The organism is Eggerthella sinensis, assembly GCF_003339815.1.
In the GTDB taxonomy this organism is placed as follows: domain Bacteria; phylum Actinomycetota; class Coriobacteriia; order Coriobacteriales; family Eggerthellaceae; genus Eggerthella; species Eggerthella sinensis.
On the sequence record NZ_PPTT01000013.1, the window covers coordinates 1 to 21,373 of the forward strand.

24 protein-coding genes and 1 rRNA gene are annotated in these 21,373 nt (G+C 62.3%); 8 read left to right on the top strand and 17 right to left on the bottom strand.

Annotation, left to right across the window (positions count from 1 at the left end):
- A 5S ribosomal RNA gene (rrf, locus tag C1876_RS08545) occupies positions 1-102 on the top strand; the annotation flags it as partial.
- Positions 103-209: 107 nt separating this feature from the next.
- Here the strand turns inward: rrf and C1876_RS08550 are convergent.
- From C1876_RS08550 to C1876_RS08615, 14 genes are all read right to left on the bottom strand, one after another.
- On the bottom strand, positions 210-1,196 hold the full coding sequence (locus C1876_RS08550; protein WP_114546308.1) for an endolysin-like domain-containing protein: 987 nt from the start codon (positions 1,194-1,196) through the stop codon (positions 210-212).
- Positions 1,196-1,843 carry a holin gene (locus tag C1876_RS17845; RefSeq protein ID WP_211309531.1) on the bottom strand — a complete coding sequence of 216 codons (648 nt, stop codon included), beginning with the start codon at positions 1,841-1,843 and terminating at the stop codon, positions 1,196-1,198. Before C1876_RS17845 ends, C1876_RS08550 begins: the two co-directional genes overlap by 1 nt.
- A gap of 17 nt (positions 1,844-1,860) precedes the next feature.
- Complete coding sequence (locus C1876_RS08560) at positions 1,861-2,595, bottom strand: phage baseplate protein (RefSeq protein ID WP_114546309.1); 735 nt, start codon at positions 2,593-2,595, stop codon at positions 1,861-1,863.
- A gap of 15 nt (positions 2,596-2,610) precedes the next feature.
- Positions 2,611-2,826, bottom strand: coding sequence for a hypothetical protein (locus C1876_RS08565; protein WP_114546310.1), 216 nt, complete (start codon positions 2,824-2,826; stop codon positions 2,611-2,613).
- 24 nt (positions 2,827-2,850) lie between these two features.
- The gene (locus tag C1876_RS08570) at positions 2,851-3,921 is read right to left on the bottom strand and encodes a hypothetical protein (protein WP_114546311.1); all 1,071 of its coding nucleotides are present in this window, start codon (positions 3,919-3,921) and stop codon (positions 2,851-2,853) included.
- Positions 3,905-6,478, bottom strand: coding sequence for a fibronectin type III domain-containing protein (locus tag C1876_RS08575; RefSeq protein ID WP_148044502.1), 2,574 nt, complete (start codon positions 6,476-6,478; stop codon positions 3,905-3,907). Before C1876_RS08575 ends, C1876_RS08570 begins: the two co-directional genes overlap by 17 nt.
- Complete coding sequence (locus C1876_RS08580) at positions 6,478-8,733, bottom strand: phage tail protein (RefSeq protein ID WP_114546313.1); 2,256 nt, start codon at positions 8,731-8,733, stop codon at positions 6,478-6,480. Before C1876_RS08580 ends, C1876_RS08575 begins: the two co-directional genes overlap by 1 nt.
- Positions 8,734-9,021: 288 nt before the next feature.
- Positions 9,022-9,462 carry a hypothetical protein gene (locus C1876_RS08585; protein ID WP_114546314.1) on the bottom strand — a complete coding sequence of 147 codons (441 nt, stop codon included), beginning with the start codon at positions 9,460-9,462 and terminating at the stop codon, positions 9,022-9,024.
- Complete coding sequence (locus C1876_RS08590; RefSeq protein ID WP_114546315.1) at positions 9,452-10,105, bottom strand: hypothetical protein; 654 nt, start codon at positions 10,103-10,105, stop codon at positions 9,452-9,454. Before C1876_RS08590 ends, C1876_RS08585 begins: the two co-directional genes overlap by 11 nt.
- 90 nt (positions 10,106-10,195) lie before the next feature.
- A complete protein-coding gene (locus C1876_RS08595) occupies positions 10,196-10,828 on the bottom strand; it encodes a Gp15 family bacteriophage protein (protein WP_114546316.1) in 633 nt (210 codons plus the stop codon).
- Between the two features lie 4 nt (positions 10,829-10,832).
- Positions 10,833-11,213, bottom strand: a complete 381-nt coding sequence (locus C1876_RS08600) for a hypothetical protein (RefSeq protein ID WP_114546317.1) — start codon at positions 11,211-11,213, stop codon at positions 10,833-10,835.
- 33 nt (positions 11,214-11,246) lie between these two features.
- On the bottom strand, positions 11,247-11,744 hold the full coding sequence (locus tag C1876_RS08605) for a hypothetical protein (protein ID WP_114546318.1): 498 nt from the start codon (positions 11,742-11,744) through the stop codon (positions 11,247-11,249).
- 12 nt (positions 11,745-11,756) lie between these two features.
- Entirely contained in the window at positions 11,757-12,197 is a 441-nt protein-coding gene (locus C1876_RS08610) for a hypothetical protein (protein WP_114546319.1), read from the bottom strand.
- A 129-nt stretch (positions 12,198-12,326) separates the two neighbouring features.
- The gene (locus C1876_RS08615; protein ID WP_114546320.1) at positions 12,327-12,917 is read right to left on the bottom strand and encodes a hypothetical protein; all 591 of its coding nucleotides are present in this window, start codon (positions 12,915-12,917) and stop codon (positions 12,327-12,329) included.
- A gap of 307 nt (positions 12,918-13,224) precedes the next feature.
- Between C1876_RS08615 and C1876_RS08620 the strand changes: the two genes are divergently transcribed.
- From C1876_RS08620 to C1876_RS08645, 6 genes are all read left to right on the top strand, one after another.
- Positions 13,225-13,872, top strand: a complete 648-nt coding sequence (locus tag C1876_RS08620; RefSeq protein ID WP_114546321.1) for a LexA family protein — start codon at positions 13,225-13,227, stop codon at positions 13,870-13,872.
- A 220-nt stretch (positions 13,873-14,092) separates the two neighbouring features.
- Positions 14,093-14,758, top strand: a complete 666-nt coding sequence (locus C1876_RS08625) for a 4Fe-4S dicluster domain-containing protein (RefSeq protein WP_114546322.1) — start codon at positions 14,093-14,095, stop codon at positions 14,756-14,758.
- An 11-nt stretch (positions 14,759-14,769) separates the two neighbouring features.
- Entirely contained in the window at positions 14,770-15,801 is a 1,032-nt protein-coding gene (gene nrfD / locus C1876_RS08630) for an NrfD/PsrC family molybdoenzyme membrane anchor subunit (protein WP_114546323.1), read from the top strand.
- A gap of 42 nt (positions 15,802-15,843) precedes the next feature.
- A complete protein-coding gene (locus C1876_RS08635; RefSeq protein WP_158544655.1) occupies positions 15,844-17,412 on the top strand; it encodes a molybdopterin-dependent oxidoreductase in 1,569 nt (522 codons plus the stop codon).
- Positions 17,409-18,254 carry a molybdopterin-dependent oxidoreductase gene (locus C1876_RS08640; protein ID WP_114546325.1) on the top strand — a complete coding sequence of 282 codons (846 nt, stop codon included), beginning with the start codon at positions 17,409-17,411 and terminating at the stop codon, positions 18,252-18,254. The genes C1876_RS08635 and C1876_RS08640 overlap by 4 nt, the downstream gene beginning before the upstream one ends.
- Positions 18,251-18,538: a molybdopterin-binding protein gene (locus C1876_RS08645; protein ID WP_114546326.1), complete on the top strand. Its 288-nt coding sequence runs from the start codon at positions 18,251-18,253 to the stop codon at positions 18,536-18,538. Before C1876_RS08640 ends, C1876_RS08645 begins: the two co-directional genes overlap by 4 nt.
- A 237-nt stretch (positions 18,539-18,775) precedes the next feature.
- On the opposite strand, the gene C1876_RS08650 is transcribed toward C1876_RS08645, so the two are convergent.
- Positions 18,776-18,988, bottom strand: coding sequence for a helix-turn-helix domain-containing protein (locus C1876_RS08650; RefSeq protein WP_114546327.1), 213 nt, complete (start codon positions 18,986-18,988; stop codon positions 18,776-18,778).
- 77 nt (positions 18,989-19,065) lie between these two features.
- Here C1876_RS08650 and C1876_RS08655 point away from each other — a divergent pair, with 77 nt between their 5' ends.
- A complete protein-coding gene (locus tag C1876_RS08655) occupies positions 19,066-19,491 on the top strand; it encodes a hypothetical protein (protein ID WP_148044501.1) in 426 nt (141 codons plus the stop codon).
- On the opposite strand, the gene C1876_RS08660 is transcribed toward C1876_RS08655, so the two are convergent.
- Together C1876_RS08660 and C1876_RS08665 are read right to left on the bottom strand one after the other, a co-directional pair.
- A complete protein-coding gene (locus C1876_RS08660; protein ID WP_114546329.1) occupies positions 19,488-20,360 on the bottom strand; it encodes a MerR family transcriptional regulator in 873 nt (290 codons plus the stop codon). The genes C1876_RS08655 and C1876_RS08660 overlap by 4 nt on opposite strands.
- Positions 20,361-20,406: 46 nt before the next feature.
- Positions 20,407-21,333, bottom strand: coding sequence for an FAD:protein FMN transferase (locus tag C1876_RS08665; RefSeq protein WP_114546330.1), 927 nt, complete (start codon positions 21,331-21,333; stop codon positions 20,407-20,409).
- Between the last annotated feature and the right edge of the window lie 40 nt (positions 21,334-21,373).

Here is a 21,373-nt window from a genome sequence, read left to right on the forward strand (position 1 = left end):
GAGGCAGGGATCACCCGGTCCCATTCCGAACCCGGCAGTTAAGCCTGCCATCGCCGAAAGTACTGCGGGTCCAGCCCGTGGGAGGACAGGACGTCGCGCTCGCGGAGGGCGTTTCAGCGCCGAGGGGCCCCGGATCCGAGCGATCCGGGGCCCTTTCGCATGTCGGGGCCCGTTCCCGGGAGGGGGCGGGCCCCTTCGCGTTTCGGGGGCTAGAGGGCGACGATCCGCGCCCTGAAGGCGCCCGCGACGCCGCCGTCGCCGGCGAAGTCGTCGGCCGTGCCCCCGGCGTCGCGCAGGTCGACCATGTCGGGCAGGAAGCCGCAGCCCACGTCGGCCACGGCGTACTCGATGCCGAGCCAGCCGGTGGCCGCGGGATTCTGCGTCTCGTAGTAGCACCGCACGGCCGTGACGGGCGAGCCGTCGCCTGCGCAGCCATGTTCCCGATCGCTCGCATCGTAGCCCCGCACGGCGGGCAGCCACCCGTTTCGCTGCGTGCACGCCTGGTACCAGCCGGGCATGTCGATGGCGAGGTAGAGGATGGGCGAGCCGTCGCCGGCGTAGTCGTCTCCCGATCCCGACGGGTCGTAATGGTTCACCATCTCGGGAAGCCAGCCTTGCGCCTGCGAACAGACGCGGTAGCGCAGGTCGGGAATACTATGGTCTTGCGTTCCGTAGGACGGGGTGTCGTTGCTGCCTTCGCCGATATAGCGTAGGATGCCGTTCCAAGGATAGTCGTAGTACGGCCGAGTATTGGATTCCTGGCCGGTTTGGTCGCCCTCGCGGCCTCCGATGATATCACCGTTCTCATTGATGCTGAACTGCATGAGCACGTCGGGGACGGTCGTCTTGCACATCGCGGTGTGATCGCGTTCGTTGAGGTAGACGTCGCCAGGCTGCGCGGTGTAGCTCATGGGTTCCCAGGAGAAGTTTCCCGTACTGCACATGCAGCTACGCATGTTTCCCGTGTAGGTGGCGCCGCCGCAATTAACGCCTGCGGCCTCGTAGGCGCTGATCACGCCTGACGAGCAGTCGCGGTCGCCCCCGGCGAAGCTGTACGCTTCCCCATCGATGACGAGCGTCTCGCGAATGCCGTTGCCCCAGCGGTTCGACCCCTGGCTGTAGCCATGCCCATTGTTGCCGTCGTGCGTGACGAGATGGTTCATGATGCGTACGGCTACTTCGTTCGGGGCGGCCATCAGCTGTTCCTCGCAATCTTCGCGATGCTGGCTCCCGCATCGACCTCGGGGATGCCTGCAATGCTCGTGAGCAGCGACACCACTGCCATCGTGGCCGCCACGCCCAGCATCTGCGCCCAATCGAGGCTTACGATGCTCACCATGTCGGCCCCGATCAGGGTCACCAACGCCTGCGCTGTAGTCTTGGTAGCGCGGATACAGGCTGCGCGAGCCCACTGGGTGAAGGTTGGGGTATCGTTCGTGCTCAAGGATGCTCCTTCGTCGGATTGGAAAGTATCTGGTGCGGAACGGTTTGTGGCACACATGTGAAGTGAGGAAGCAATTTCGGCATTGCGCGCACGGGATCGCAGTGCGGGTTCGAGGTCTTCGAGCACGGAGTCGCGGGGCGCATCGCCTGGGATGATCCCGCCGAAATCGACGAGCTTGCTCGATTCCAGGTGCGTTACCCAGTGGCCTCGCTCGGGCACATCGACCACGATGGCGACATCTTTGCCGCCGTTGGGGTGCTCGGTCACCACTTCTTCATTCGATTTCTCTTCCGCATCTACCACGTAGCGATGGAATGCGCGTCGCCAATCGCTGTTGATTTGACCTTTCGACAGATCAGGATCGGTGAGTAGATTGTCGTTTTCGTCGAGTGTGATCATGGTTAATCCTTTGTTCGCTACGCGGTGCGTCGCCACGCATAGAGGGTCTGGTAGGCTGGCATATTGTTCCAAGATTTTTTTTCAAGTGTTTTCTTCGATCCGATTGCTGGAGATCCGATGTCCGTCCATGCGGAGTCGTTTGTTGCGATGCAGGGCTGAGGAACGCTCTCCCCGTTCGTGTATTTGAGTCCTGAGTTGTATATGTAAGATGAGCTAAAAACTAGATTCATGGCGTGCGTATGGTTGAAGTCGATAACAACACTGTTTGAGCCGCCGGTTGCGGTTCCGGCGTTGAAGTAGGGGAAACGGCCGGTGATCGCAGTCCAGGTTCCACCGAAAAGCGAGGCAGGGCTGGTGGAGACATAGCTGATGTACACGGCTCCTACCGGATAGGCGAGCAGAGCGATGGCCGCGGCTGTGGTGACGCCGGTGCCGCCTCGAGCCACGGGCAGCGTGCCGCTCGTGATATCGCTTGCGGCATGACGATGTGTTTTGGGCGCGAAGTCGTCGGAGGAGCGATCGCCGCCTACGACTGCAACCGCGAGCCATTCCGTTTCGGTTACCAGTAACGCGACTCGATCGCCTGCTTCGGGATGGCAGCAACGAACGGCGGGGATGGTGTCAGTTTGACCGTCGGGGCGAACCGTGATGGCTATCCCGGCATCGAGGGATGCCACCACCCCATATCGTATTTTGGGGGAGCGTTGGTGCGTACTGTCGGTCATCAATTGGGCAATTTCGAAGGTGTCCATGTGCGGTTCTCCTTTCTATCGGCTGGTGATAACGGCGAACAGGGCTGTGACGAGGGCCGCCGCACACGAGGTGACGATGGCCCAGTACAGCCGCTGCAATTGCGACAGGATTGCGTCCATGCGAGCAATGAGTTGCGTTTTCTCGAAGTCGCGCTCCTCGAGGTCGCCGACGCGTTTGTCCAGCCGCTCGAAGTGCTCAACATGAGCAATATGCTTATCGCAGCAGGTCATTCAAAAATCCTTTCGGTTCCTCGGCTACCTCCTTGTGCAGCGTTGGAATTGGGTGGTGCATTCCATGCCGGGGCGTAACGACATCGTTTGGCGCGTGGCCGCGAGATCGTTGCGTCGGATTCCGGCTTGGTCGTAGACGAAGTCGCACACCTCGCCCATGTTCATGGGGAGGAACGCATGCGTGATCTCGAACGATTCAGCTACTGAGGTTTTGGCGGCAAGCAGCGCCTCGGCTTTGAGCATCAGGGCGCTTTCGCTTTCGATGTCGCTCATGCTCTCCTTATAGACGATGCGGCGTTGGCGTGTGACGGTTGAGAACGCGCTTGACGGATCGTCATTGACGGCCGTGGCGGTGAGCGGTTGTTCCTTACTCGCGTTGCTGCAGGTCACGGTCACCACGTTCGGCACTGAAAACGTATCGCACTCGCGCACGACACCGCTGCGATACACGCACGAGTCATCGTCGCGCATCGAGAAGGATGGCGCTCGGTCGGCCGGGTTGACGTAGGGCCTCAGCAGCACGTTGCCGAAACCGTCGCAGGTGGCGGATTCGAACCCTGCGAAGCTCATCAACCAATTCAGCACGTCGAGCTTGCTTGCGCTCTCGTCGTCGAAGACCGCAGGGGACGATAGCTTTGCGCTTGCGGGCGTGGCGATCACGTTCAGCCCCGCCTCCTCGACGATGGTTCGTGCGGCCAGCAGTGCATCCTTGCCAGCGGGGAGGGCGAACGGAGCTTCGAACGCATCCTCGGCGAGCAGTTGGAGCACGCCGTACAGGTCGGCCGTACCCTCCTCGATGGCGCCCCGATAGGTGCTCGAGGGCGTGGACACGAGGTATGTGCCGTGCGCGATGCTTACGCGTTCGCCCGTTTGGGGATCGAGGCTGTCGGAATACACGCGCAAGAGGTCGCGTCCGATTCGAGGCTCGTCGATGTATGTGAGCGAGCCGGATACCTTGATGGCGGTCAGGTCGTTTCGCTCGAGGGTGCCACCGGTGATTCCGGTGAGCTCCTCGACTTCCTCCCAACCCTGTTCGTCCCGATGGACGCGCACGTAGCGAAACGAATCGATGCGGCCGCTAGAGGACCAGTCCATGCGCCCTCACCTTCCTTCCGCTCAGCTCGACACCGTTGACCAGCGGGTTTGCCGAAGATGTGGAAAGCTTGCACGTGAGATGCGCGGGCTCGACGTCGCCATGGGGGTAGCGAACGATCTTGATGCCGCGGTCTTTGGCGAGTCGTTCGAAAGCGGCGGCCATCGACGGTGCGTCCGACCATCCTTCCGGTGCCGTGTCCGTTCGCCACCAGACGCTGCCGGAGATTTCGGTGGACGTTTGCAGGGCTGAGCCGTAGAACACGAGCGGGTCTTCGCTGCCCTCGGTGTCGATGATCTCGCTGTCAGGCTGCCGATCGGTGTTCCATTCCACGTCCATGGCCATCTTGGCCACGTCGGCATAGCCGGATGCGGCGTCGAAATTGACGAACACGAATCCGCGCGAAGGAACCGTGACAACCACTTCTTTTTCAGACGTAAGCCCGTTGTCGGTATACGCGGTGGCGATATAGGAAAGCGGCTGGTCGAGCGGCGGGTAGCAATCGACCGCGCCGGTACCCGACACCACTTTGTCCACGATGGGCACGAGCCTCCCGTCGGCGTTGCGTCGGAATATGCCGAGCGATGCCGTGTCGGGCAGGTTATCGCCATCGCGGTCGCCGGAGAAGCACGTGGCCGACACGCGTCCGTTGATGGAGTCCTGCTCAATGATGATCTCGGGAACGGCCGGTTCGAGGTAGTTGGTCGTGAACGTTCTCGTTGCGGAAGACGCGAGCGATGACGTGGATACGACCGCCACCGTGATGGTGAACGTCGAATTGTTCTTGGGAAGCATGTCCTTCGTTCCGATGTCGAGCGATGCGGTTGCTCCCGCGATGGTTCTCGTGAACAGCACGGAGCCATCGGCAGACTTCACCGTAACGGTGGCTTGCTGCTGTGTTCCCGACGGATCGTTGTACGTCCAGGCCACGCGGACGGGCACGTCGGTGAGAGCTTGGCCGTCAACGGCGGGGGAGGAGACGGAAACGCTTGGCATCTGGCAGACCCGAAACGCGCGCGTGCTCGACCATGCGCCGAAATCGGCATGGGCGCCCTTGGTGCGAACGCGCCAGGTCACCGTGGCGTTAATGCTCCACCCATTCGCGAGGTCGGCGGCGGTTTTGGAGTCTGAAACGACCGAGGTGGTCCAGGTTGCTCCGCCGTCGGTTGACGTTGCGATTTCGGCCTTCGATTGCGGGCTTCCGTCGATGGGATTGTGCGTCCACGCGAAGTGCACCGATTGTTGCGTTTTTGGCACCACGACGCCCGAGGCTGGCTCATTGAGCGTCGGCGCGGCGGGAGCAATGATGGTGATCACCTTGTTCGATGCTGCCGACCACGCGCTGGCGAGCGAACCGCGCGTGTTGCGCACGCGATAGTAGAAGGTGCCGCCGCCCGGCGTGTCGTCGAACGACGTCACGTTGGCGGACGTGATGGTGCGGATGGTTGCCCACGTTGCGGCGTCGGACGAACGCTGTACTTCGGCCGCCGTCGCGGTGAGCGCGGGGTTGTCCATGGTCACCGTGACGACGGTTTCCGTCTTGCGCGCCGCCACGACGTTGGACGGTTCGGTTGGGGTGTTGTACGTGGTGCTCGAGGCGGCGTAGCCACTGTATCCTGCAGCGTTGTTCGCGCGTACGCGATAGGCGTACGCGTGGTTGGAGCTCGTGCCGGTGTCGGCGTACGAAGTCGCGGAGCCCGAGACGCTGGCGATTTCCGCCCACGAACCGCCGTCCATGCTGCGCTCCACTTTGATAGTTGCGTACAGGCCCGACACGGACGTACCCAGCTTCCACGACACGGTGTTCTTGGTGTCGCTCACGCGCGTATTGGTGCACGCGGAGCAGGCGGGCGGCGTGGTGTAGGTGAATCCCGACGTGGCATAGGCGCTCGTGCCGGATGCGTTGCTTGAGCGTACGCGGTAACGGTATACGTGGCCAGCGGTTGTGGTGCTATCGGCGTGCGAAGCGGAGCCTCCGCCGATGCTGGCGATTTGGGCCCACGAGCCGTTGTCGATTTGCCGCTCGACGAGGATGGACGTGTAGGGATGCGTCGTGTCGGGGTGGTTCGTCCAACTGAGGTTCATGCGCGTGTCGCTTGCGCGCGAGGCCGAAAGCCCGGTGACGGGATTGGGCGCGTAAACAGGCAACGCAGGGATGGTGACGTTGACGAATACTTCAGCATCGCCAGCCCATGCGCCATAACCGTTGACAGTCTCGCCCCATGCTTTACCCCAGCAGGCTACGGAGTAAGCTGAGGTTGTTCGGTTGAAAGGGCCGTAGGTGTGCTGCCCTTGGGCAATGGTGTCGCCTGCGTTGAGCACGCCGCGTCCCGCTTCATTCCAGTCGGCGCCGCGATTGCCCGCCGCTCCGTGACCGTCTTGCGTGACGACGCCGTACTGGTAGGCAGCCTCCCATGAACCAGCAGAACCCGATGTCGCCATGGCCTTGACGGTGATATATGCTTGCGTATCGTTCGAAGAGCTGATCCAGGCGTCGACGCCTACCTTCATCGCACGGCTGTCGCCGTAGGGTTTGCTCCATCCTGACCAGGTTGTCATTACATCGCCCCCATTCGTATTTGTCGGCGGACGCCGTTCCAGAGCGTGCTTGCCGCCTTGGTGGCAACGAGATCTCCGGAGAGGTCCACCTTCTCAATCGTGTAGTAGTTGTTCGTCACGGCTGCGTTTGCGCCACCCGCTGGGGACAGCGCCGTCTGCAGGCTGAACCCGCCCATGAGGTTGCCAACGCCGCTGCGCGTCAGCTCCGACAGGTCGAGGCCGACGGGCACCTCGATGGCGGGGATGTTGGTTTTCGCGGCATCTACCACGTCGTCGGCAAGGGCTTTCATTGTGGCCACGGCCTCGTTGGCCTTCGACGCGATGCCGTTCGCGAAGCCTTCGGACACGTATCCGCCGATGGATTTGAACACCTTCGAAGGCGAAGCAATCCCCAGCAACGATTTCGCCCACCCGATAGCATCGTTTACCACGCCGCCGATGGCGTTGAGCACGCTTTGGGCGGCGTTCCCGACGCCTTCGGCAATGCCTTTCACGAGGTTCTCGCCGGCTGACACCATATCGCGAGCGAAGTCGCTCACCTTGTCGATGCCGTCGCGGATCAGGTTGCCGAGCGCATCCCTCAAAGCGCCGAGTACGTTCGGGACTGCGTCGGCGATCTTATGGAAAAGGTCTTGAGCTGCCGTGCCCATCGAGCTCAAAAATGTCGACAGATGATCGATGCCGTTCTGGATAAGACTGCCCACTTTCGACAGCAAGGTGTCAAGAATCTTGGGCACTGAATCGGCGATGGCCATGAACAGCGTAACCGCCGCTGCCAGCAGAACGGGAATAAGCACCGGCAGGGCTTCGCACACCGCGTCGATAACCGATGGTATGGCATCGACGAGGGCGGGAATGATAAGCGGCAGCGCCTCGACCAGAGCGGTGAACAGCTGCACGCCACCCTCGATCAGGTTTGGCAAGAACGTGACGAGCATCTCAACGAATCCGCTGATGAAGGCAGGCAGCTTCTCCAGCAACGGCGGGAGCACCTCGATGAGTGCATCGCCCAACGCCAGGAAAAACTGCAAGCCTGCTTCGAGAAGCGCGGGCATGTTCTCGATAAGCGCCGCGCAGATGCCTTCGATAAACGTAGGCAGCTGCTCTATGAGCAATGGCAGCACTTCGGTTAGGGCGCCGACGATGGTGGTGAACAGCTGAATGCCGGAGGCGAGCAACGTGGGGGCGAGTTCGACGAACGCTTCGCCTAGCGAAGTGATCATGTCGGCAAATCCTGCGATGAGCGTTGGAAGCACCTCGGGGAGCACGTCGACGATCTGCGCGAACGCATCGACGAACGCACTGGTGAATGCAGGCATCATGGCCACAACTTCGTCGACGAACTGCGGAAGCGTATCGCTGATCTGCTGTGCAACAAGGGGGAGATTGTCGGTGACGTTCGTCAAATTGGCGATGGTTTCCCTGGCCATGTCTCCTACGCTCTTGCCGCTGTTGAGTGCGGAAAGGCCAAGCGCAAGCAGGCCTCCAGCCAATCCCGCAACGCCGGCAGTCGCGGCAGTGATGCCTTTGGACATCCCGCCGGCAGCCGAGCCAATGCCGCTCAGCGTGGCGGACAGCGCTCCGCCCATCTTCTCGGAGATCCCCGAAAACTTCTTGGTGATCACGCCGACGGCATCAGATGCCGCGGTGCCCATGGCGCTCGTGAAGGTGGAGAAAATCGGGCCGAGCTTTGACGTGATCGGTTCGAACTTCTTTGCGATGGCGTCGCCAATTCCGGAGAACAGGGAAACGACAGCGCTCTTCGCTTTTCCGAACACGCTGACGAATGGTGATGCAATCTTACTAATTGCTTCTCCAACTTGGGTTGCTTTCGATAGCGCAACCTCCTGTATCGACGTAACGACACCCTTGGCTTTGTCGATAACGCCGCTGAACTGTTTGGCAGCCTCTTCTCCCGTTAACCGGAAAGCGAGAATGGCGCCGTCTTTGAATACGGCGAAGGATTCAAGAAGCGTGCTTGCCATATCCTTGGCCTTGCCGGCGATGGCTCCGGCGAGTTGACTCATGGCGTTTTGGACGGTTTCCTGGGCTTCGAGCGCGTGCTTGACCACGTCGCTGACGCTGCTTGTGAGCGCGGTGAGATCTTTCGGTACGCCGGCGATGTCGGCGAGCTTGGCGAATGCGGACTTGAGCAGGTCGAGCTGCTTGGTGGTGGCATCAACCAGAGATTTAACCGCTTCGTCAAAGCGACTGGTGTCGAGCTTCGGCTCGACGGTGACGTCGATCTCAGACATGGGGCTTCCCCCTGTTCCTCATCTTGGCTGTTTGCATGGACTCCTCCTTCGTGGTCGATTGGGCCTGGCGCGCAGGCGCGTTTGTGGACGCCTGCGAGGGTTGTAGGATGCCAGCGGTGTCACCGACTGCCTGCGCAGCTTGCTTGGAACATGCCGGCGGGAAGACCACGATATTCTTGCAGAAGTGCATTGATGCCCATGCGAGCGGGCGCGCTCAAGGCGCGCGTCGTGGACGGATATTGCCGCCTACGGGGCGTGAAGAGGCGGAGTGTTTTCGGAACCGGATGCTTAGGAGGTCGTGCTGATCGCGCGCTGCTCCTCTCCGCGACGGACTACGCCGCTGTCGTAATCTACGCTGCACTCGGTGAGAAATCCGCTTTTGTTCAATGTGGCGAGATCCTCGATGACTTCAGAAGATGGGACGTCTTTGCGTGCGGCTATTTCCGAGATGTCGGTTGCGTTCCGCCCTATAAGCCCGTCGTATTCGCGCGCCAGACGATATCGGCGCTGCTGAAATCTCCCCCACATAAAAAATGCCACTCCCAGGAGAAGGCATAGGGCGCAGCTCGACAGTCTGTCTCGGGGGTCGATGGTGCTGACAACTATCCCAAAACCTGCCAACACCGCAACGATTGCGTTGATGGCGCTCCAAAACAGCAAGGCGAGGCCAAGCCCCTTGCGAATTGCCCCAGGGTTGAGACGGTAGAGCGATTCGCGACTAACGATCATTGACGAGCCCTTTCAGGGCAGCTCCGCAAAACTCGCACGTTTCGAGGTCGGCTGTTCGGTAGTTCAGTTCGCCACACTGCGGGCACTGCACGACGAGGTCGCGTATATCGGGGTCAACGGGCTTGAATCTTTTCGGAGCCTGCGTTTGACCGTATGCGCTGTCCGCTACGGTCGTGTCGGTTGGAGCTTGATCCCCGAGACTCTTCAGCATGTGCGCTTCCGTTTCCTGCGAGCGCACGAACACGGCATGCTTGCGATCTATATACGCTCCCGGGTACAGTCCGATACCGATCAGCTCGCGCAGGTCGCGATCTGTTTCCTCCCACGATCTTCCCACCAATGCCATGAGGTCGATCAGGGGGTACTCGATTTCGTCAATGGCGTACACGTACGACTTGAAGAGGTCTTTCCGTGCTGCGGTTTTGCGCCACCGATAGAGAAGATAGACACCCGGCAGAACAAAAGCCATCAAGGCAACCATGCCTGAGTCGAGCCCGTAGTCTGTCTCGCCCCATCCCAAAGCGCCGAAGACGAAAGAGCCGAACGCCGATGCCCCGATGACAAGGAACATGGCCCCGGCAACTGCAAAAGCCACTCCGTTGCTCGAAGATTGAAGTTTCTTTTCCGCATACGTTGAAATCATCGGCATCCCTTACTCGAAAGCACTTTTGAACATAATACCTACTAATACGGAGTCGTACGCGGGGAAACTCGATTGAAGGGGGCTTCGATGCTACACGCCCAAAGCCCAGCGGTAGCGGAGGTGGGTGAGCTGGAGGGCTTCTTCCTCGGTGCGGGCGGGCAGCATGAGGGCGGTTTTGCGCTTCATGAGATTGTCGACGGCTTCGCGTCCCATCTTCTTCTCGTCGGGCACGGCGCCGCGGATGCTGATGGCCTGCATGGTTTGGGACGATTCGCCCAGGTTGCGAAACAACGACCAGAAACGCCACCAATGCAGGTTGAGCGTGCGATCGGCAAGGTCGATGCCGTATTCGCGCTCGAAGTCGGCCAGCACGCGCCCGGCATCCCAATCCCAGTCGAATACGCGCGCGCCCGCGGCGCCCCGGCCGCCCGATGGGGCGGGTGGCCGGGGCTCGGACAGGTTGAAGAACCCGAGAGCGGCCTCGATGGCTGCTTCGGGATGGGCGGTGACCTCGTGGGGAAGCTGAAGCTTCCCCGTCTGCGTGGAGAGGGTGCCGAAGTATAGGAACAGCATGGCGCGCGCTTTGTCTTCGTCGGTCACCGTAGGATCGTCGGACAGGCGCATGACTTGGATGCCCGTGCGATGCGAGGGGTTCAAGGGGACGCAGGCCCCGTCGACCAGTACGGAAGACGGTGCCTGCTCCAGGAGAATGTTGGGATTCATGGCCTTACGCGTCTGCGTCGGCGTTCTGCCAGTCGAGGTCGGGCAGGTACGTGCTGAGCGTCTTCTTGAACGAGGTGTCGACGCGACTCTTCGCAATTTCGGAATACAGGAAGGCGAAGAGTTCCAAGCCGTCGATGAAGTCGAAGGCTCGGTGCGCGAACACGTCCTCGAACTGCTCCTTGCCCAGCAGGGCAATCAGGTAGTTGTGCACGTCGGCGGCCAGGGCGTTGATGCGGCCCTCGCTCATGGTGGCGTAGTCGGTGTGCTGCAGCTTGTCGCTCCAGCGTTCCACCTTGTCCAGCATCGAAGCGTCGCCCATGTTGATGGTGTACTGCTTGTCGCAGATGGTCACCTCGACGGTGTGGCTGGAAAATTCGAATCCCATGTCTTCTCCTTTATCGTGTGATCGGGCGGATGGTTACACCTGGGCAGGGGCGTTGCCGGCGGTGAACGTCTTGGTCGTGGGGTTCCACGTGCCCTCGGTCCAGCCGTCATCGGCCATGGTCAGCGTGCCGCCCGTCACCACGGGCTGGCCACCGTTGGCGTTGCTCGGGTCGGCAGGGTTGAACATGAAGGCGGCCATGTCGGCGGTATGCGCAGCAGCCGTGCCGAGCCACGTGTACACGCGGCACACCTCGCAGGCGAGGTCCGACTCGTTGCGATGCTCCATGACCCACGCTTCGAGGGCGCCGCCCTTGACCGTGTCCTTGGTCCAGTTGATGGAGCAGGCGCGACCCTGCACGAACGTGGGGGAGACCTTGCGATCGAGCCATGCGGGCTCGTAGGTCTTGGGGTCGGCGCTCGGCTCCCACGTCAACAGCTCGGTGGCCTTCGTCCACACCGGTTCGGCATCCTTGCCGGTGTTGATGTAGTACTCAAGTTCGTTGCCCCAAACAGGTACGGTGTTCTCGCTCATGTGGTGTTCCTCTCATAGGTTTGTTCGGTACTTCAGGGTGAGTTCTGTTCGCCAGTCGGCATAGCCCTCGGTCGATTCGATGCGACTGGGCAGGGTGTCCGACGAGACTCCCCAGGATGCGCGGCCGGCTCCCAGATCGATGGCGGCGCGCTCGACTTCCGATGCGAGTCGTTCGAGCAGGGAGCGCGCGTCGAGTCGCCCCTGGTCGTCTTCCGTCTGCTGCCGCAGCTGCAAGGAGAATCGATACGCCGCGATGCGGCTGCCGTCGAGATAGCGCTTCTCGATGGGATCTCCTCCCAGCGTTTGCATGGTGACGCAAGGCAGGGACGGTGCTTCCGTCGGTGCGTGCTCGTATTCGCAACCCTTGATCTCGGAAAAGCCTGCAACCAGCGTCTCGAGCGTCGCGAACACGCGGGCGGCTACGTCTTCATGCTCCACACGGGGGTTCGTCATTGCTTTCACCTCCCTTCTTAGCTTGCTTGTTGTGGCTTTCCAGATGCGAGTCGCGTGTTTTCTTCAATTCGTCGCTCGCAACGGGTACAGGATGTCGAAGGTGTCACCGGGAAACAGGGGAAGAGCTCATCATTTTTCCGACGGTTTCTTGCGCGGATTGGTGCCGGTTTTCTCGCGCATGCGGCGCAGCCTCGTTTTGGCGGCGTCGTAGCGCAGCTTGAGGACGCGGCATTCCCACGTTTCCATGGCCTCGAGGTACGCCGCTTCCTCCTCGCAACGTTCTGCGGGGGAGGCGGGCGAAAGATAGCGCATGGAAGGATGCGGCGGCAGACGGCGCGTTGCCCGCTCCGCCTCGGTTTTCTCGTAGATGGCGCGCTGGCGCGGCGGCATGCTTGCGAGGGCGTCGGCGCAGGCTTCCTCGCGTCGGGTCAGTTGCTCGCGCATGGTGCATACGCGGCACCATCCGGTGCGTTTGTCGATGCTCGTCCTCCATGTGGCGCATTTGTCGCACCAAACGAGGCGAACCGTCCGCACGTCGAGTGAGAGGTGGGATTCGCGCGCGATGCGCTCGATGGAGTCGTTGTCGCGGTCGAGCGCTCGGCCCAGCTCTTTGGGGGTGAGCTTGCCGGCGGCGTTCTTCAGGAAGATGCGCTCGGCTTCGCCCCAAGGTTGGGATGCGGTGCTGTTCCTGTTCGCAGAGAGACGGGCGGTGTTGTCCACGATGCTTCCTTTCGGGTGCGAAGGGTGTGAGCCGACGACGTCGCGTGCGAATGAGGTAGGTGTGCGTCTCGCTCTATTCAATCTATAGTTAAATTATAGATAGTGTCACGGGAATTTCTGCAATAGGGCTCTTTTCTTGAGGGCTTTGACCAGGTATGATACTGAAAATATGCGGTTGAACTGCGGTAATATAATAATCGATGATCTGTTCAATCTGGTTTATTACTATAATTAGAACTATATATACTGTAAAGATAAATTATAGTAGACTATAGAAATACCGTTAGATTTCGAGGATTGAGGACGTATGGGAGTTGGGGAAGGCGTCAAGCGCTTGCGTGCGCTGCACGGTCTGACGCAAGAGGAGTTCGGCAAGATCGCCGGCGTGTCGTCGATGGCGGTCTCGCAGTGGGAGAACGGCCGGGCCGTCCCTCGTTTCGGCGTGGTGGAGCGCATCGCCGATCATTTCGGCATCAGCAAGAGCGAGATTCTCGATGGCGAAGCGCCGGCTCCTATCACCGGAACGGTGCGCTATGCCGTCACATCGATGACCGCCCCTGTGTATGGACGCATTTCCGCAGGCGACGCGCTTGAGATGCTGCCGGTCGAAGAGGAGGCCTACGTGATTCCGCCCATCGCGCGCGATCATCCCAACGGCTTTTTCCTCACCGTGTCGGGAGACTCCATGGACAAGATCATGCCCGACGGCTCGCTCGTGTACTTCGACAAGGATGCCGAAGTGCGCAGCGGTGACATCGTCGCTGTGACGGTGAACGGGGACGATGCCACCATGAAGCGCATTTTCTTCGCGGGCGACACCATCGTGCTGCATCCCGAGAGCAACAACCCTTCGCACCGTGATCGCTCCATCGACGCCAACGACCCCGACGCTCCCAATGTGCGCGTCCTCGGCAAAGCCGTCTGGCACTACCTAGAAAACGACGACCGACTGTAAAAAGCGCAGCTTTCGGTTGCGCCTTAGGTTCTCCTCCTCAACGCCCCCACAGGGGCGTTTTTCTTTGCTTGACTGTGCCCTTGGGGCACGGGGTATCGTCCGGGGCGAGGGCAGTCGGAGCCGCGTGGGCGGCTGGGGGACGGCGATCGGGGGAGCGTTGCGAGCGCCCGTCTTCCGCACGGCCTCTGGGGTTTCCGACGCACGAGAGACGGGAGAGACTATGGGGAAAGAGAAGCTCGTAACGCGGCGCTCGGTGGTTGGCGGGGCGCTGGCGGTGGGCGCGTCGGCGTTGACGCTTGGGTGTCTCGATGCGCCGCGCGCGCCCGCGCAGGCGGCTGAAGAGCCGGCGGAACAACCCGCTGCGGACGAAGCCGTCAAGAAGGCGCAGTTCGGATTTCTGCTCAAGGTGAAGAACTGCGTGGACTGCGGCGAGTGCGTGAAGGCGTGTCGATTGTGGAGCCGCACGCCCGACGGCGCCGAGGCGCGCCGTACCGTGGCGTCGTACATCACGCCTGCGGGCAGAGAGGTGTTCGTGTCCACGTCGTGCATGCACTGCGCGGTTCCGGCGTGCGTGTCGGTATGTCCGGCAGGCGCCATCAAGAAGGGCGACGGCGGCGTGGTCGCGGTGGACAAGGATCGCTGCATCGGCTGCAAGTACTGCTTTCAAGCGTGCCCGTACGGCGTGCCGCACTACACCGCGTCCGGCATGGACAAGTGCGATTGCTGCGTGGGCAACGGCGTTGCCCTGGGTGATGAGCCGCACTGCGTGAAAGCCTGCAAGGTGGGGGCGCTGCAGTACGGCACGCTTGAAGAGCTCATGGCTTCGACCAAGGGAAAGGCGCGGCGCATCAACGGCACCACCGGGCCTTCCTATCTGCTGGTGTAGGGGGCGATCGTATGGAAGAACTGCAACTGATGTGGGGATGGCAACCGGCGTTGTACCTGTTCCTGGGCGGTGTGGGCGCCGGCGCGTTTCTGGCCGCGGGCATCCTGGTGTTCATGGACCGCGAGCGGCACCGCACCATCGCCGGCGCATCGATGTGGGCGGCTATCGCCTGCCTCGGCGTTGGCTTGCTGCTGTTGCTGTCCGAGCTGACGAATCCCCTGCGCGGCCTGCTGCTCTGGCAGAGCTTCAGCAACCATACCTCGTGGATGGCGTTCGGCGCCTGGGCGGCGTTGTTGGCGCTCGTGTTCTTCGCCGCATCCGCCCTGGTGGTGACGCGAAAGACGGAGGCGCTCATCGTGAGGGCATGGCCCGCGTTCGCCGAGCGCGAGCATGCCGTCGTCACGGCGTGCGTGTCGGCGGGCATGGTGCTGGCGGCGTGCGTGGCCGTGTATACGGGCATGCTGCTCATGGCCGTGCCGGGTGTGCCCCTATGGAACACGTTGCTGCTGCCGTGCCTGTTCACGGTGTCGGCCTGCGACACCGGCGTGGCGCTGGTTGAGGTGCTGGCGGTGGTGCTGGTCAAGCGCGAGCGGCTCGGCCGCGCGGCGCAGCGCTTCCTCGAGAAGGCCGTCGTGGCGCTCGTGCTGCTGGAAGGCGTGGTGCTGGCGCTGTTCGCGCAGGTCATGCTGTCGGGCAACGTGGTTGACGCAACTTCGCTGGGCTCGACGGCTGCAACGGCCGCCGCATCCATGCAGCTGCTGGTAGCGGGACCGCTGGCGCCGTACTTCTGGGGGCTGCTCGTGGGCTGCGGGCTGGTGCTGCCGCTCGCGGCATCGCTGTGCTGCCTCGTGGTGGGCCGGAAAGCCAAGGGCGGCACGGCGGGCGCGACGGACGCAACAGGCGCTTCGGGCGCGGGCCTGCGTGCGGTCATGGTTGCGGGGGCGGCGGGCGCGCTGATTGGCGGCTGCACGCTTCGCTTCCTCGTGCTGCTGGCGGGGGTGCACGCCGATCTGGTGGCGGACACGCTTGCGCAGCTGTGGTAAGCGAACAACATCGGGATGATGAATCGAACAGGAGGAGAGGCAATGCGAGCAAAGAATATCGGCATGGCGGCCACCGTGGCAACCTGCGCGGCGCTCGTCGCGCTGTGCGCGGGATGCACGCAGCCGGCGGAAGAAACGACGCCGGACCCTGCGGTGGTTGAGCAGTACCTGCCCGAGGTCATCGAGCAGGACGACGGCACGCGCATTCAGCGCACGCCCACCGAGGGCGCGGTGACGACAGCCCTCGACACGTCGTACACGTACCACCTGCCCACCGACACCGTGCCGTACAACACCTATTACGTCAAGGCCGACGAGAAGGGATGCAACTCCTGCCACGACGACTTGGCGCAAACGCTGGCCGACATGGACTATCCGCACGTTGACCTGCGGAATTCCTACGGCATTCAAACCACCGTGCAAATGTGCAAAGACTGCCACACGTTCGGGTACGGTTACCAGACGAATCAGAACTCGTTCGGCACGCTCATCCACGGCATCCACGACACTACCGACAAGGCCGAGTGCTGGAACTGCCACGTGGGCACCGGCAGCGGCGAGGGCATGGAGCTGTGGGACGAGGCGAAGCACACGCAGCTGCGCGGCATCACGCCGGTGGCCGAGGTGACGGGCGACTTCTCGTACAACCAGGACAAGACCACGCCGGTGGACGAGCTGTTCGACTTCGGCTGGGACTACTTCGACCTGGACTACCTGCGCACCGAGAACACGCAGAACAACGTGCCGCTTGACCAGGGCATGTTCGACGATTGGACCATCACGGTAAGCGGCGCGGTGGATCGTGAGGTCACCTACACCCTGCCCGAGCTCATCGCGAAGTACGCGAGCGAGACGAAGCCGCTCACCTTCCACTGCACGCTCAATCCCACGGGCGGCCCGCTCATCGGAAATGCGGTGTACACGGGCATCCCGCTGAGCGACCTGCTGAACGAGGCGGGTCTGAGCGCCGACGCGGGCGCGTTCACCTTCATCGCACCTGACGGTTTCACCGAATCGCTCATGATGGACAACTTCACCGAAGCCTATATCTGCTATGAAATCGACGGGGAGCCGCTGCCGTGGAAGCAGGGTTATCCGGTGCAGCTCATCGTCCCGCATTCGGGGGCGCCGGCAAGCGTGAAGCAAATTTCCGACATCGTGGTGAACACCACCGAGGAGGCGGCCGATCTGCACGAGTGGAACGGGTGGCCGAAGGAAACCGACGGCACCGCGTACTACACCACCGAAGGCTGGCCCTTCACCGACTACAACGGGTACCAGAACAAGCCGAACGTCTCGCTGTTCGATTTCCAGGAAGGCCAGATCATCGAGACGAACAAGCCGTACACGTTCAGCGGGTACGCCACGGCGTGGGACGAGCAGATCGCCGGTGTGGAGTTCTCCATGGACGGCGGCGTCACCTGGACGCGGTTCGATACGCCGAACGTGAACAAGGACAACTGGGTCATCTGGAATTTCACGTACACGCCCGACACCGATTCGGCCTACGTGCTGTCCATCCGCTCCGTCACGACGGAGGGCGCGGTTACGCAGGAGCCCATCGAAGTCATGTTCAACGCTCAGGCGAAGCAAGGGGAGGTGCACTCATGATGAACACGGGAAAGAAGCTCGCGGGTTTGGTGGCGGGCGGTGCCCTGGTGGTTTCGGCGGCGCCTGCCGCGCAGCTTGCGCTCGCAAGCGAGCGGTCGGCGCTCGACGGCGGCGGCGCGGCGTGCGCGGTGCAAGCCGGGGAAGACCTGGGTGCGGCGGTGTCCGAGCAGATGCGCGTCAGCATTGAGAACGTGCAGGGAACCTTCGCTTGGAATCAAGGTGTGTCCGCTGACAACGCAACGCTCTCGCAGGCGCTCTACCAGGGGTCGAAGTACCTCTGCGGCGCGCAAGGGGCCGAGGGCGTGTCGGACGAGGGCGCATCGGATGAGGGCGCGTCGAGCGAACGCGTCCCGAGCATTCGATTCATCCGCGTGACGGGCGACGTGAGCCACGCGTTCACCGCGTCGGTTGACGACTTCGTCAAGAAGGCCCCGGTGCAGAAGGTGATGGGTTGCACGTGCTCGGGTAACCCGGCCGACGGCCGGGCCAGCGCGAACGCCGAGGTGGGAGGCTTTCAGCTGGCGGCCCTCATCAACGAGGCCGATCCGCTCGAGGGCGCGAACACCATCACGTTCACGTCGGCGGACGGCTACGAGGTGGCGCTGCCGCTGAAGTACGTGACGCAGCGCTACTGCCTCGTGGTGACCACGGTGAACGGCGAGGATGCGGCACAGGCCATCGGGTGCGCGAATCAGCTTTGGCTCGGTTCGACCGCCGCGCGTGCCTATGCGCGCGATGTGGTGGCAATCTCCATCACGAAGGAAGCCGAGCCGCCGGCCGCACCGGGGGCGAGCCCTGACGCGAACGTGCCGAACGTGGGCGTGACGAAGGGCGCGGCATGATTGGGACCGTGCTCGGCACGGCGGGGAAGCCGGTGTGCGTGGAAGGCTACGCGCAGGACTTCGGCGTGCCCGTCGATGCCGTGCAGTTCTCGTGCGACGGCGGGGCTACTTGGACGTCGTACGAGACGCCGGGCATGGACCCCGATTGCAACGTGAACTGGTCGTTCTCGTTCACGCCGCCGATGGAGGGTCGCTACGAGCTGCTCGTGCGCGCCGTGCGCCCCGACGGGCGCGCCACGCCCCAGCCGGCGCGCGTCGAGCTGGACATCGCTCCCGCGCGCTAGCGCCATGCCGCACCCCGAGGCGCCCGCGATCCCCCGCGGGCGCCTCGGGGTCGGGGGCTTTAGGATTGTGCAGAAATCACCGAAATGTTGCGGTGCGGTCGGTTGAATCTTCCTCATGGGGATGTTTGCGCGCGTTTCCCCAGGTCGTGTATTCTCGGCTGGACGAAGCAGGTAAAAATACGTCACATTTCGGTACTTTTTGCACAAGGGGGAAGCGCTTGGGTAATGCGAAGGAATTTACAGCCCTCGGAAGAGCTCTTCGAGCGTGATGCCGAAACCGTCGGCGATTTTGTCTATGGTCGCCAGGGTTACGTTCTTGTCTCCGGATTCGAGATGTCCGACGTATGAATAGTGAAACCCCAAATAGTCGGCGCATTGCACTTGCGTCCAGCCGTGCTCTTCGCGCAGCTCTTTGATTCGTAAGCCAAGTTTTTTCGCCGAATTCACCATATATCAAAGCTACGCGAGGGAGTAAAATGTTCTCTGTCCTAACCGTCAGATTTTCCCTAATTGAGATATGGGCGTGTATGAACCGACTATTCCCCCTCCATCCGTGCGTTCTCGCTCGCCGCGACAATCCGTTCAGATGCGAGTGGCCTCGCGAGAAGGATGGCGACGGACGTTGCTCGATCTGCCGCGCAGCGATGCGCGACGACGTGTGGCGAGCGCTGGTTGAGGGCGATCGGTCGTTTGCAGAATTCGTTTTAACGGAAGACTTGCTGCTCGAGCATGGTTTTCAGGTGGGGGAATACCGAGGAACGATTCCCGGCGACCCGGTGTATGCGCTCGTGAAGTCGAAGTCTGCGTACCTCGTCGACCCGGGAGATTGCGTCATCACTCCCATCGCCGACGGAAGGTACGCGCTCGATGCGGTCTTGTCTGCTGACGCGGGTTATGCTGCCGAGTGCGACGATCTTACCCAGGCGTGGCAGCTGGTTCGTCCGTTTCTCTAGTCCAGCAGAATGGGGAGTTCGAGCTTGTAGAGCATCTCGCGGCCTTCGAAGTGGAAGGCGGGGGTCTCGGCGATGATCTCGCCGTAGTAGTCGCCCGCCACGGTTAGGCCGTGCTGCTCGGCGTAATCGAGCAGGGCGTTCAGGCCGCTGATCTCGGAGTTGCGGTGACCCTCGTCGGAGTAGCTCTGCTTGTACAGGGTGAGGTAGTCGCCCGCGGGCACCACGCCGGCGCCGTACGTCCGCGCCACCTGATCGTTGTCGATGAGGATGAACGACGCGTCCAGCACGAAGGCGCGCTGCTTGAGGTTTTCCTGCGCGATACGGCACCCCACGTGGTGAAACAGCGAGGGCGGCAAGTTGTGGTCGAGCATGTAGCGCTTCGTCATGCGCAAGTTGAGCTCCCACTCCTTCAGAAAATGCACGACGTCGTTGTCGAGCACCCGCGCGCTCTCGTTGAAGATGTCGAACGACAGCGCGTGTCGCTCGGGCAGGTGCTCGAGGATGACGGTGTCGAAGAGGGGCCGGTTCGAGTAGCGGCGGTAGTTGTCCAAGAGCTGCGAGGCGTTCTGCCGCGCGATGGACAGCCGCAGGATTTCTGCATCGATGGCGGCGCGGTGCTCCTCGAGCAGTTTCACGAGGCTGGCGGAATCGTCGTCGAGCAGCTTCTTGATCTCGGCGAGCGAGATGCCGAGGCTCTGCAGCTGCTGAATCATGTCGATGGTGGAGCACTGATCGTACGCGTAGTACCGGTACCCCGTCTCCTCGTCGACGCGCACGGGTTCCAACAGCCCTATCTCGTGGTACAGCCGCAGCGTCTTCTTGGTGATGCAGTTAAGCTCGGCCATCGTGCCGGTTGGCAGATCGTCCATGCTTCCCCCTCCCCCTCAAGCACCCCCTATTTTACTCGAAGAAACCCTAGGTAAGCAGCTGAAACGGTACCTCGGTGCCAATGCCCGACGTGGCCAGGACGTCGCCTTCGTTCGCCACCACCACCGCTTCGAGCGACGGGTGCTGCTCGGCGAACGCGAGCGCCCGATCGGCACCCATGATGACGAGCGCGGTGGTATATCCGTCCGCGTCGAGCGACGTCGGCGCCACCACGGTAGCGCTCAGCACGTCGGTGTGCGCGGGGAAGCCCGTGCGCGGGTCGAGGATGTGGTGGAACAGGGTGCCGTCCTGCTCGAACGCGCGCTCGTAGATGCCGCTCGTCACCACCGACCCGTCGCGCACGGCAAGGGTGGCGAACGAGTCGAGCAGGGGCAGCTCGTGGGAGGGGAGGGGCTTGCGAATGCCGATGCTCCAGGCGCTGCCGTCGGGCTTGCCGCCCGCCACGGCCACGTTACCGCCGAGGTTGACGAGGGCATGCGACACGCCGCGCTCGCGCAGCAGCGCGAGGATGCCGTCGGCGATGTAGCCCTTGGCGATGCCGCCGAGGTCGATGTGCGCCTGCGGGTCGCGCAGGGTGACGGTTTCTCCGTCCACGTGCACCGTGCGGTAATCGACGTGCTGCAGCGCGTCTGCCACGTCGGCGGGCGTGGGAATGCGGCGCGCCTTGAAATCCCACAGCCGTGTCGTGCTGCCCATGGTGACGTCGAATGCGCCGTCGACCTCGCGGCAGTAGCGCAGCGCCGTCTCGACGAACGCCGCGAGCTCGGGCGCGACGCGGGTGGGACGCCCCTCGGCGTGATTGAGCCGGTAGAGCTCGCTTGCGGGATCGACGCGCGACAGCAGCTGCTCGTAGCGGCCGCACAGCGCGACGGCTTCGTCGAGCACGGATTCGTCGTCGGTTTCGGCGCTGATGGTGTTCGTGGTGTTGAAACGGAAGAACGTGCGCGAAATCATAGCGATCCCGTTCCCTTCAAGCGTGCGTAATTGAGAGCTT

Coding starts and splice junctions, on each gene's coding strand:
- C1876_RS08585 (WP_114546314.1), bottom strand. CDS start 9,462: ATGATCGTTAGTCGCGAATCGCTCTACCGTCTCAACCCTGGGGCAATT.
- C1876_RS08575 (WP_148044502.1), bottom strand. CDS start 6,478: ATGACAACCTGGTCAGGATGGAGCAAACCCTACGGCGACAGCCGTGCG.
- C1876_RS08600 (WP_114546317.1), bottom strand. CDS start 11,213: ATGGGATTCGAATTTTCCAGCCACACCGTCGAGGTGACCATCTGCGAC.
- C1876_RS08610 (WP_114546319.1), bottom strand. CDS start 12,197: ATGACGAACCCCCGTGTGGAGCATGAAGACGTAGCCGCCCGCGTGTTC.
- C1876_RS17845 (WP_211309531.1), bottom strand. CDS start 1,843: ATGATCACACTCGACGAAAACGACAATCTACTCACCGATCCTGATCTG.
- C1876_RS08580 (WP_114546313.1), bottom strand. CDS start 8,733: ATGTCTGAGATCGACGTCACCGTCGAGCCGAAGCTCGACACCAGTCGC.
- C1876_RS08640 (WP_114546325.1), top strand. CDS start 17,409: ATGATGAACACGGGAAAGAAGCTCGCGGGTTTGGTGGCGGGCGGTGCC.
- C1876_RS08635 (WP_158544655.1), top strand. CDS start 15,844: ATGCGAGCAAAGAATATCGGCATGGCGGCCACCGTGGCAACCTGCGCG.
- C1876_RS08625 (WP_114546322.1), top strand. CDS start 14,093: ATGGGGAAAGAGAAGCTCGTAACGCGGCGCTCGGTGGTTGGCGGGGCG.
- C1876_RS08565 (WP_114546310.1), bottom strand. CDS start 2,826: ATGACCTGCTGCGATAAGCATATTGCTCATGTTGAGCACTTCGAGCGG.
- C1876_RS08605 (WP_114546318.1), bottom strand. CDS start 11,744: ATGAGCGAGAACACCGTACCTGTTTGGGGCAACGAACTTGAGTACTAC.
- C1876_RS08590 (WP_114546315.1), bottom strand. CDS start 10,105: ATGATTTCAACGTATGCGGAAAAGAAACTTCAATCTTCGAGCAACGGA.
- C1876_RS08620 (WP_114546321.1), top strand. CDS start 13,225: ATGGGAGTTGGGGAAGGCGTCAAGCGCTTGCGTGCGCTGCACGGTCTG.
- C1876_RS08645 (WP_114546326.1), top strand. CDS start 18,251: ATGATTGGGACCGTGCTCGGCACGGCGGGGAAGCCGGTGTGCGTGGAA.
- C1876_RS08665 (WP_114546330.1), bottom strand. CDS start 21,333: ATGATTTCGCGCACGTTCTTCCGTTTCAACACCACGAACACCATCAGC.
- C1876_RS08660 (WP_114546329.1), bottom strand. CDS start 20,360: ATGGACGATCTGCCAACCGGCACGATGGCCGAGCTTAACTGCATCACC.
- C1876_RS08655 (WP_148044501.1), top strand. CDS start 19,066: ATGAACCGACTATTCCCCCTCCATCCGTGCGTTCTCGCTCGCCGCGAC.
- nrfD (WP_114546323.1), top strand. CDS start 14,770: ATGGAAGAACTGCAACTGATGTGGGGATGGCAACCGGCGTTGTACCTG.
- C1876_RS08650 (WP_114546327.1), bottom strand. CDS start 18,988: ATGGTGAATTCGGCGAAAAAACTTGGCTTACGAATCAAAGAGCTGCGC.
- C1876_RS08560 (WP_114546309.1), bottom strand. CDS start 2,595: ATGGACACCTTCGAAATTGCCCAATTGATGACCGACAGTACGCACCAA.
- C1876_RS08570 (WP_114546311.1), bottom strand. CDS start 3,921: ATGGACTGGTCCTCTAGCGGCCGCATCGATTCGTTTCGCTACGTGCGC.
- C1876_RS08595 (WP_114546316.1), bottom strand. CDS start 10,828: ATGAATCCCAACATTCTCCTGGAGCAGGCACCGTCTTCCGTACTGGTC.
- C1876_RS08550 (WP_114546308.1), bottom strand. CDS start 1,196: ATGGCCGCCCCGAACGAAGTAGCCGTACGCATCATGAACCATCTCGTC.